Raw genomic sequence first — 9,860 nt, forward strand, 5'->3', positions numbered from 1 at the left:
TTGTGCAACCACAGACCGGAAGCGGGGACCCATGGCCACCCGGAACACCGACGATTTCGACGCCTTCTATCAAGCGACGGCCCGACGCGTCGTGCTCTACCTCTTCGCGGTCTGCGGTGATCTGGCCGACGCGCAGGACATCGCGCAGGAGGCATACGCGCGGGCCTGGCAGCACTGGCCCAAGGTGGCGGGCTTCGAGAACCCCGAGGGCTGGGTGCGCGCGGTCGCCTGGCGGCTCGCCGCCAACCGGTGGCGGGGTGTCCGGCGGTGGTGGGCCGCGCAGGCGCGGATGGGTTCACCTGCCGTGGTGACTGCCAGCCCGTCGCCGGACCGGGTGGCCGTCGTCGCCGCCCTGCAGCAGTTGCCCGCCGCTCAACGGCAGGCGGTGGCCCTGCATTACCTGCTGGACATGTCGGTGAACGACATCGCGCTGAGCACCGGCGCTCCCGCCGGGACGATCAAAGCCCGGCTGTCCCGGGCCCGCACCGCGCTCGCCGGGCTGCTCGGCGACCACCCGCAGGAGGTCAGCGATGTCGCGTCCCGTTCGTGAGCGGATCGTCGAGCTCGAGAAGGATGTCGAGATGGTGCTGCTCGCCCCGGCCTCCGCCGTCCGGGCCCGCGGGCTGCGCCGGGCCCGTCGCCGCCGCGCCGGCACGGCAGTGGCCGCCACGGCCCTGGCCGCCGCGGCCGGCTTCGGGCTGACCGGTCTGCTCGGGCCCGGCGGCACTCCGGTCCCGGTCGCGACCCCGCAATCGCCTTCGCCGTTCGCGGGCACGGCGCGGCCGACCGGGTCGGCGAGTTGCCGGTATCCCGTCGACCTGTCTCTACCCGACAGTCCCGCCCGCATCGAGCTCCGGGTCTTTCCCGGTGCCGCCCCGGCCGGCCAGGCCGGCCCGGTGGTCCAAGAGCTCGGTGAACGCGGTTTCACCGCGAGGGACACCCCGGGCAGCGATCCGCGTGCCGAGGCCGCGGGGACGGCGGCGGTGGTGCGGTACGGGCCCGGCGCGGTCGGTGCCAGCACGCTGGTGCGGGCGCTGATCGGTGGCGACGTCGTGATGGCGTTCGATCCCGGCCGCGACGGCGAGGCCGTTGACCTGGTGCTCGGTGCCGACTTCCGCAGCCTGGCGACCCCGACCGAGATGAACCAGGCCCTGGCGCAGGCGGGAGAGCCGACGCGCCCGCCGGGGTGCTGACCGGGAGACACCCCGTCGCGGGGTCAGCGGCATCCGGTCGTCGCGGTGACCCGCGCGCTGGCCTCGCTGTCGCTGACCACCACGGACACACCCCCAGCCCGGTAGGCCCAGGCGTGCGGATCGGCCTGGATGATCACCGCTCCGGCGGCCACGCCCTGCACCGCGCGTCCGAGGTCGGCCGGGGCGGTCAGGCCATCGGCGGTGACCGTCCGGGCCGTACCCGCGCCGCCCGGGCAGGCCACCTCGCTGCTGGTGGCAGCCGTGCTGCTCGCCCGCAGCGCCTGCACGGCGGCGGTAAACGCGGGCGGAAGCTCGGTGGCGGCCACCGGCGCGGGGTCGAGATCCACTCCGTCGGCGAGCGGGCGGCACCCGGTGGAGACGACCAGGGTGAAGACCGTGGCATCGGATTGCGCGGTGGCATCCACGCCGACGAGGCTGCCGGCGTCGGCCCGCAGTCCGTACCTGGTGCCGGCGGCGTTCTTCCGTACGGTGGCCGCGTACTCAGCAGGCAGGGCCTCCGCGATCGCCTTCAGCGTGCCCGGCACCTGGTTGGCGCGGACCCGGACAGTGACCTCCCGGCTCGCGTCGACCCCGTCCCACACCGGCGTGAGGGTGCAGCCCCGGTCGAAGCTCAGCTCGCCCAGGGTGACCGTCCGATCGTCGCCGTCCGCGGCGGCGAGCACGACCCCGGTGGCCCGCTGCAGAATCGGCAGCGCGTCGGCGATATCCCGCTGCTCGGGGACGGTGGGCGGATCGTTGCGAACGGACCAGACAGCCAGGCCGGCGAGCAGCAACGCCCAGACCACCACGATACCGATCAGCCACCAGCGCCGCCGGCGCCGCGGCAAGGGTGGCGGCGCGACATAGGGATACCCGGGGGCGGTCACGGCAGCCATGCTCGCACGCCGCGGCACGGGCCCACCGATCCGGTGCGGCCTTGCTCCCCGCTCAGACTGCGGTGATCGGTTCACCGCCGGCAGACCGCCATAGCGGCCGGGACGTGCGGTCCGGACATAGCCGTTCTCGTCGATCACCGGGCGGACGGCGCTCGTCTGCCCCCAGCACACGAACGGCACAGGGCGGGACCCCGTTCGGGTCCCGCCCTGTGCGACAGAGCGTGGGTCAGGAGTTGACGGTGACGCCGACCTCGTTCACGCCACGGGCCGCGTCCACGGCCAGGTCGCCGTTGCCGTGCCGGGACAGGGCCCGCAGGGTCCAGGAGCCCGGGGCCGCGAAGAAGCGGAACACGCCCTCCGGGGAGGTCACCACTTCCGCCGTGAACTCGCCGGTCGAGTCGAGCAGGCGAACGTACGCGCCGCCCACCGCCTCACCCTCGGCGTTGGTCACGATGCCCGTGATCACGGTCTCTTTCTCGAGGTTGACACTGGCCGGGATGGGAGCCGACTGGTCGGGCGCGGCGCATCCGTCCGCGATGTTCGAGGTGGAGGTCATGGTCACGCCTTTCCGGGCTCGTCGCCGAGCGCGATCGGCACGCCGATGAGCGAGCCGTACTCGGTCCAGGAACCGTCGTAGTTCTTCACGTTCTGCTGACCGAGCAGTTCCTTGAGCACGAACCAGGTGTGCGAGGAACGCTCGCCGATCCGGCAGTAGGCGATGGTGTCCTTGCTGCCGTCCAGGCCGGCGTCGCCGTAGATCTTGGCGAGCTCGTCGTCGGACTTGAAGGTGCCGTCCTCGTTGGCCGCCTTGCTCCACGGCACGCTGAGCGCGGTCGGGATGTGGCCGCCGCGCTGCGACTGCTCCTGCGGCAGGTGCGCCGGTGCGAGCAGCCGGCCCGCGAACTCGTCGGGGCTGCGCACGTCGACCAGGTTCTTCACGCCGATGGCCTGCACGACCTCGTCGCGGAACGCGCGGATCGACAGGTCCGGCGCGGACGCCTGGTACTGCGTCGCCGGCCGGGCCGGGACGTCCTTCGAGTACGGGCGGGCGTCGAGCTCCCACTTCTTGCGGCCGCCGTCGATCAGCTTGACGTCGCCGTGGCCGTAGAGCTTGAAGTACCAGTACGCGTACGCCGCGAACCAGTTGTTGTTGCCGCCGTACAGGATCACGGTGTCGTCGTTGGAGATGCCCTTCTCCGACAGGAGCTTGGAGAACTGCTCCTGGTTGACGAAGTCCCGGCGCACCGGGTCCTGCAGGTCGGCTTTCCAGTCGATCTTCACGGCGCCGGGGATGTGGCCGCCGTCGTAGGCGGAGGTGTCCTCGTCGACCTCGACGAAGACGACGCCCTGCGCGTCGAGATTCTTCTCGGCCCAGTCGGCAGAGACGAGTGCTGAGTCGCGACTCATCGGAATACTCCCTTGGTCAGGTGAGATGGGGGTGAGTCGACGCGCGGAGAATTCGGTCGCACCCCGCGCGGGACCCTCTGGTGCGGATCACGTTGGGTTGGGTGCGACGGCGCCACTGCCGGGCGGAAAGATCAGATCCTGCGCAGCTGGAATGGCCCCGTCAGATGACAGGGCGACACAGGCAGGCGGCCACGCGGCACAGGTCGACCGCGCGCCTCTTTGTGAGCAGGGGGCTCATGCAGCCGACCCTACCAGCGGGTCCACGGTCCGGAACACCGTCGACCACCATCCGGGAACGAGGCCGCCGTCACAGCCCGCCCGAACTCAGGGACACGTTGCTCGCGCCGGTGGTCACGTACAGGCCGTCGGGCCGCGGTTCGACCTTCTGCACCTTCAGGCCCAGCGGCAGGGCCGGGATCTTGAGGTCGAACCCCAGTTGCTTCACGTAGTTGTCGACCAGGGTGCGGACCAGCGGGACGTTCGGCAGGCCCTCGGCGGTGACATCGGCGAATGTGACGCTGACCACACCATCCTTGACCGCCAGGTTCGCCGTACCGCTGGCATTGAAGGTCTGGCCCAGCGCCCGCAGCGGCGCGGCACCGATCAGCTTGCCGTCGCGCTCGCTGAGCTTGAGGCCCTGCTGGCCGGTCAGTTCGGCGAGGTCGGCGTAGCCGAGGGTGCCGACGCCGGTGACCGTGCCGGCCACGATGTCGCCGGTGCCGCTGCGGACGGTGTCCAGCGGCGCCTTCACGTCCTTCGCCCGGATGTCGAGCCGGGCCATCTTGATGTTCTGGCCGTTGCCCGCCGGCCCGGAGAAGTCGTTCAGCACGATCTTGATCTCCTGGTACTTCCCCGCGACCACCTGGGTCAGGAACGGCACTCCCTCGATGGTCACGTTCGGCTTCTCGGCCGTGGCCTGCTGGTCGGTGAGCTGCTGGGCGACCCGGTCGCCGATAACCCGTTCCGCGTACGACGCGCCGACCCGGTCGACCACCGCCAGCACCCCGACGACGATGAGCAGCAGCACCATGAGAGTGATCAGCAAGCGTCGACCCCACCGTCTGCGCGGCCGTGCGGAAGACCTTTCGTCCGACCGCCCCGCCGCCACCCTTGACCGGCCTGAAGACCCATATACCTCAGCCACAACGGCCCTCCCGGTTCACCTGGATAGGGCACGGTATATGCCCGGTGCGAGCCCGCCGGACACCCTCAATCGAGGAAGAAGAAGGTCAACGCGTACGCACCGGGCAGGGCCAGGGCGAACGCACCCAGCGGGCCCTGCATGTGCCGGGCCACCCAGAAGGTCGGGGTGTCGCCGGCCATCCGGCGGCCCACCTCGGAGTAGTTGACCGCGAGGTCCACCAGCCCGGCCACGCCGGCGACGACGAAGCCCAACAGGGCTCCCTTGGCCGGCGTGAACGGCAACACCAGCACGCTGCCCAGCCCGGCCGCCGCCAACGTGCCCAGCATGGCGCCGACGATCATGCCGGTGGCGCCGCGGGGCACCTGCGGCGCGATCCGCGGCCGCGGGAAGAACGCGTCGACCAGGTGCGCGACCAGCAGCGCCACGGCGACCGCGGTCAGGCAGACCAGCACGGCCTGGGTGCCCACCGGCTTGCGGGTCAGCACGATCAACTGAGCGAACGAGACCACGCCGACGACGATCAGCAGGGTGCCGCTGAGCGCGTCCCGCACGTGCATCCGGTCGTCCGGCCGGATGAACTGGCCCGCCACCGCCACCCCGAAACCGATCACCGCCACCAGGATCAACGGCAGGACCCCGGCGGACTCACGGTCGACCGCCAGGTAGTCGGCCACCACGGCCGCCGCCACGCTGACCCCGGCGACCGTGCCGGCCGCGGGCGGCCGGATGGCCATGGTGAAGGCGAGGATGTAGAGCAACTGCACCCCGAAGACCACGATCGCGTACGGCAGTCGCGCGTCCGGCCCCGAGGTCTGCGCACCGAGGATCAGGCCCGCACCGAGCAGTCCCGCGAAGCCGGCGATCGCCACCGAGAGCTGGCGGCGGACCGGGACGACCGGGATCTCCTCCTCGATCTCGTCTTCCTCCTCCGGGTCGTCGCCGCGGGCGCCGATCCGGGAGGCGGGCTCGGGTGCGCCGGCGTAGAAGCCGGAGGAGGACCGGCCCGGCGCCGACCGGGCGATCTCCCGGGAGACGTCGTCGTCCCAGGAGTCGTTGTCGCGCGGCGCGGAGGGAAGCACGCCTGCGATCGTGCCAGACCCGGGCCCGATCGCGCTCATCGCGGCGTAGTCATCCCGCGCGTCATCCGTCGGCAACGTGGACGCGCTCCCACCTGCTGCGGGGTACAGATCGGGTAAAAAGCCGGTTACGACTCGGCCGTTCGGCCACCCACAGGGCGTAGTTCACATCACTTGACGGTTCGACCAGGGTCTTCGGGCTGATGCATCGGTTAAGGTATTCGCAGCCCACCCGTCGGTGACGCCGGGACAAGTCCTACCGGTGGCGCAGCCCTGAGCTGCGCAGACCGGGTCACCCGAGCGGCCATCGCGCCGCGAGGATTCGAGGTGAGTGTGGAAATCCTCCTGTTGGTGACAGCACGTGCTGGTGAGCCATCCGCCGTGCTTCCCGCGCTGGACCTGCTGCCCCACACCGTGCGTACGGCGCCTCGCGACGTACGCACGCTGGTTTCCGGGCCGAGCCCGGACGCCGTGCTCGTCGACGCCCGCTCCGAGCTCTCCGAGGCTCGCGCGACGTGCCGGATGCTGCACGCGACCGGCATCGGCGTCCCACTGATGGCAGTGGTCACCGAGGCCGGCCTGATCGCCCTCAATGCCGACTGGGGTGTCGACGACGTCATCCTGGCCAGCGCCGGACCGGCCGAGGTCGAGGCCCGGCTGCGCCTGGCGGTCGGCCGCCTGACGAACGCCACGGCCGGTGCCGGCGGCTCCATCAGGGCCGGCGAGCTGAGCATCGACCCCGACACGTACGCCGCCAAGCTCAAGGGCCGGCCGCTCGACCTCACCTACAAGGAGTTCGAGCTGCTGAAGTTCCTGGCCCAGCACCCGGGCCGGGTCTTCACCCGCGACCAGCTGCTGCGCGAGGTCTGGGGCTACGACTACTTCGGCGGCACCCGGACGGTCGATGTGCACGTGCGGCGCCTGCGCGCCAAGCTCGGCTCGGAATACGAGTCGATGATCGGCACCGTCCGCCAGGTGGGCTACAAGTTCGTGGTCCCCCCGACCAGCCGCAAGCTCCCCGACAACGAGCCCGTCTCGCTGCCGGTCTGAGCCCGGCCGCATGACAGAGATCCGGTCCCTGGACCGGCTCACCCCCGCCGAGGCGGCTGACGTGCTCACGTTGGCCGCCGCGGCGGACGAGGCCGACGGCGTCAGCCCTCTCTCGGAGGACGGCGTCCTCGGCCTGCGCGGCTCCGGCCGCACCCACCTGCTCGCCTACGCGGACGGCACCCTGGCGGGCTATGCCTACCTGGACGGCACCTCCGGCGAGCTGGTGGTGCACCCCAAACACCGGCTCCGCGGGCACGGCACGGCACTGATCGCCGCGGCCGGCCCGGGCGCGCTGCGGTTCTGGGCGCACGGCGACGAAGAGGCAGCACGGGCCTTCGCCGAGCAGGCCGGATTCACCCGGTCCCGCGTGCTCTGGCAGATGCGCCGCTCGCTGACCAACCTCCCGGACGTCCCGCTGCCGGAGGGCGTCACCGTGCGCGCCTTCGTGCCCGGCGCGGACGACGAGGCCTGGCTGGGCGTCAACTCCCGGGCCTTCGCCCACCACCCGGAGCAGGGCCGCTGGACGCCCGACGACCTGCGGCTGCGGTTCGGCGAGCCCTGGTTCGACCCGGCCGGCTTCCTGCTCGCGGTCGACCCGGTCGACGACCGGCTGCTCGGCTTCCACTGGACGAAGGTGCACCCGGCCGAGGGCGATCAGCCCGCGATCGGCGAGATCTACGTGCTCGGCGTCGAACCGGGCGGTCATCGGCGTGGGCTGGGCGCCGCCCTCAGCGTGGCCGGGCTTCGGCATCTCGCCGGGCTCGGGCTGGCTGACGCGCTGCTCTATGTGGACGAGTCCAACGGCGGCGCGGTCGCCTTGTACCGGCGGCTGGGCTTCGAGATCTACTCCACCGACGTGATGTACAGCCGCGACTAGCGGCGCCGTCTGGCTCTCCGGCCCCATCTGCCGCCGGCAGTATGGGGCTTTTGACGTAAGTCGGGGGCGCGGGAGCCCGCCGCGATGCCACCCGATCGCGTCCCGGAAAGCAGTCCTGAACCGAACGATCGTCCAGCCAAAAAGAACGCAGAATAACGGACATATAAGGCGCTACGCCCTCGGTTCACTTAACGGACAACCCCTCCTCAGCAAAAGGCTACGAACCGGCGCTGACCTGTTCACCTTGCGTTCACTTATGCCCGGGGAGCCGGTCACCTCGCCCTCTTAACTTTCCGGGTGTGCCGATGAAAGTTCGGCCGGCCGGGACTACGGAGCCCGGAGTTGCATTTAATTCGAAGGGAAACCCGTGAAGCTCCAGCGGTTCTACGTTGCCGGCATTGCCTTGACCGCCTCGGTCGCGCTCGCGGCGTGCGGCTCTGACAACACCGACTCGCCTGCCGCCGGCGGCGCCTCCTCCGCCGCCGCGAACTGCGCGGCCGGCGATTTGACGGCGCAGGGCTCCTCGGCCCAGAAGAACGCCATGGACGAGTGGATCAAGGCGTACCAGGGCCAGTGCTCGGGCGCGAAGATCGGCTACGAGGGCACCGGCTCGGGCGCGGGCATCCAGGCGTTCATCGCCGGCACCGCCGACTTCGCCGGCTCGGACTCCGCCCTCAAGGAGGAGGAGCAGCCGCAGGCCGACGCCAAGTGTCCCGGTGGCCAGGCGCTCAACCTCCCGATGGTGATCGGCCCGATCGCGGTCGTCTACAACCTCGACGGCGTGGACAACCTGCAGTTCTCGGCGTCGACGCTCGCGAAGATCTTCGCCGGAAAGATCACCAAGTGGGACGACGCGGCGATCAAGGCCGAGAACGCCGACGCCAAGCTTCCCTCGACGGCGATCCAGGCCGTGCACCGCTCCGACGAGTCGGGCACCACCGACAACTTCACCAAGTACCTGAGCAAGACCGCCGAGGCGGACTGGACCTTCGGCAACGCCAAGGCCTGGAAGGCGCCGGGCGGCGTCGGCGCGGCGAAGTCCGACGGTGTCGCGACCGCGGTCAAGGGCACGGCCGGCACCATCTCCTACGTCGAGCTCTCCTTCGCGGAGAACAGCGACCTGAAGAAGGCCAAGATCAAGAACGGTGCGGGCGAGTTCACCGAGCTCACCGGTGACAGCGCCGGCAAGACCATCGCGGGGGCCAAGGTCGAGGGCACGGGCAACGACCTGAAGCTCAGCATCGACTACGCCACCACCGAGGCCGGCGCGTACCCGATCGTCCTGGTCACGTACGAGATCGCCTGCAGCAAGGGCAGCGCCAAGGCCGCGGCCATCAAGGGTTTCCTGAGCTACACCGCCAGCACCGGCGGCCAGTCCGCGCTCGCCGAGCTCGGCTACGCCCCGCTGCCGGAGGCCGTCCGCAGCAAGGTCGAGACCTCGGTCGCGGCGATTTCCTGATCTCCTGGCCCCCGGAACCCCCTTCTAGACGACAGCGAGCGAGCGAATGGGTGACTATCCCTCCCGCTCGGCGAGGACCGACGCCGGTGGATCGAGCGTGACAGCCCGTCACGCCCGGTCCGCCGGCAGCGGCGTATCGCCGATTCCTCCCGACGACCTCGACGGCAGTCGCCCGCCGCTCGGTGGTGGGGGTGCCCTGCCCAGGAAAGCCCGGTTCTCGATGGAGACCGGCTTCCGGGCCCTCAGCACGGCAGCCGGCGCGATGGTGCTGGTCATCATCGTCGCCATCGCGATCTTCCTGATCTCGAAGGCCGTGCCGGCCCTGCAGGCCAACACCGAGAACTTCCTGACCTACAAGGCCTGGTTCCCCAACGACGCCGAGCCGAAGTTCGGCATCGCCGCGCTGGCCTTCGGCACGGTGCTGACGTCGGTCATCGCGCTGATCGTCGCGGTGCCCATCGCCCTGGGCATCGCGTTGTTCCTCTCGCACTACGCGCCGAAGCGTCTCGCCAACCCGCTGGGCTTCATCATCGACCTGCTCGCCGCCGTGCCCAGCGTCGTCTTCGGCCTCTGGGGACGCGACGTCTTCCGGGTGCCGGTCGAGGATTTCTCGGTCTGGCTGAACAAGTACTTCAGCTGGCTGCCGATCTTCGGTGGCGACGGGCCGTTCGGCCGCTCGATCCTGCTCGGCAGCCTGGTGCTGGCGATCATGGTGCTGCCGATCGTGACCTCGCTGTCCCCGGGAGTGTTCCAGCAGA

General features: G+C 70.6%; 12 protein-coding genes. 6 read left to right on the forward strand and 6 right to left on the reverse strand.

Annotated elements, in window-relative coordinates; translation table 11 throughout:
- The first annotated feature begins 31 nt into the window (after window positions 1–31).
- Together DMB66_RS41115 and DMB66_RS41120 are read left to right on the forward strand one after the other, a co-directional pair.
- Entirely contained in the window at window positions 32–550 is a 519-nt protein-coding gene (locus DMB66_RS41115; protein ID WP_125809544.1) for an RNA polymerase sigma factor, read from the forward strand.
- A complete protein-coding gene (locus DMB66_RS41120) occupies window positions 531–1,193 on the forward strand; it encodes a LytR C-terminal domain-containing protein (protein ID WP_158647533.1) in 663 nt (220 codons plus the stop codon). The genes DMB66_RS41115 and DMB66_RS41120 overlap by 20 nt, the downstream gene beginning before the upstream one ends.
- A gap of 23 nt (window positions 1,194–1,216) precedes the next feature.
- Here the strand turns inward: DMB66_RS41120 and DMB66_RS41125 are convergent, their stop codons facing one another.
- The 6 genes from DMB66_RS41125 to DMB66_RS41145 form a co-directional block, all read right to left on the reverse strand.
- Window positions 1,217–2,080 carry a hypothetical protein gene (locus DMB66_RS41125; RefSeq protein WP_125809546.1) on the reverse strand — a complete coding sequence of 288 codons (864 nt, stop codon included), beginning with the start codon at window positions 2,078–2,080 and terminating at the stop codon, window positions 1,217–1,219.
- Between the two features lie 235 nt (window positions 2,081–2,315).
- On the reverse strand, window positions 2,316–2,645 hold the full coding sequence (locus DMB66_RS41130) for a DUF1416 domain-containing protein (RefSeq protein ID WP_125809547.1): 330 nt from the start codon (window positions 2,643–2,645) through the stop codon (window positions 2,316–2,318).
- A 2-nt stretch (window positions 2,646–2,647) separates the two neighbouring features.
- Window positions 2,648–3,496, reverse strand: a complete 849-nt coding sequence (locus DMB66_RS41135) for a sulfurtransferase (RefSeq protein WP_125809548.1) — start codon at window positions 3,494–3,496, stop codon at window positions 2,648–2,650.
- A 160-nt stretch (window positions 3,497–3,656) separates the two neighbouring features.
- Window positions 3,657–3,785, reverse strand: coding sequence for an Ms5788A family Cys-rich leader peptide (locus DMB66_RS66190; RefSeq protein WP_370320213.1), 129 nt, complete (start codon window positions 3,783–3,785; stop codon window positions 3,657–3,659).
- Window positions 3,786–3,803: 18 nt separating this feature from the next.
- Window positions 3,804–4,541 carry a DUF2993 domain-containing protein gene (locus DMB66_RS41140; protein WP_233625208.1) on the reverse strand — a complete coding sequence of 246 codons (738 nt, stop codon included), beginning with the start codon at window positions 4,539–4,541 and terminating at the stop codon, window positions 3,804–3,806.
- A gap of 164 nt (window positions 4,542–4,705) precedes the next feature.
- A complete protein-coding gene (locus DMB66_RS41145) occupies window positions 4,706–5,719 on the reverse strand; it encodes a hypothetical protein (protein WP_233625209.1) in 1,014 nt (337 codons plus the stop codon).
- A gap of 330 nt (window positions 5,720–6,049) precedes the next feature.
- Here DMB66_RS41145 and DMB66_RS41150 point away from each other — a divergent pair, with 330 nt between their 5' ends.
- The 4 genes from DMB66_RS41150 to DMB66_RS41165 form a co-directional block, all read left to right on the forward strand.
- Window positions 6,050–6,766 (forward strand): response regulator transcription factor, encoded by a 717-nt coding sequence (locus tag DMB66_RS41150; RefSeq protein WP_125809556.1) that lies wholly within the window; start codon window positions 6,050–6,052, stop codon window positions 6,764–6,766.
- A 10-nt stretch (window positions 6,767–6,776) separates the two neighbouring features.
- Window positions 6,777–7,643: a mycothiol synthase gene (gene mshD / locus DMB66_RS41155; RefSeq protein ID WP_125809549.1), complete on the forward strand. Its 867-nt coding sequence runs from the start codon at window positions 6,777–6,779 to the stop codon at window positions 7,641–7,643.
- A gap of 367 nt (window positions 7,644–8,010) precedes the next feature.
- Complete coding sequence (gene pstS, locus DMB66_RS41160) at window positions 8,011–9,102, forward strand: phosphate ABC transporter substrate-binding protein PstS (protein WP_125809550.1); 1,092 nt, start codon at window positions 8,011–8,013, stop codon at window positions 9,100–9,102.
- 46 nt (window positions 9,103–9,148) lie between these two features.
- Window positions 9,149–9,860, forward strand: a 712-nt coding sequence (locus DMB66_RS41165) for a PstC family ABC transporter permease (protein WP_125809551.1), incomplete at its 3' end; no start/stop codon positions are given.

Source organism: Actinoplanes sp. ATCC 53533, assembly GCF_003947245.1.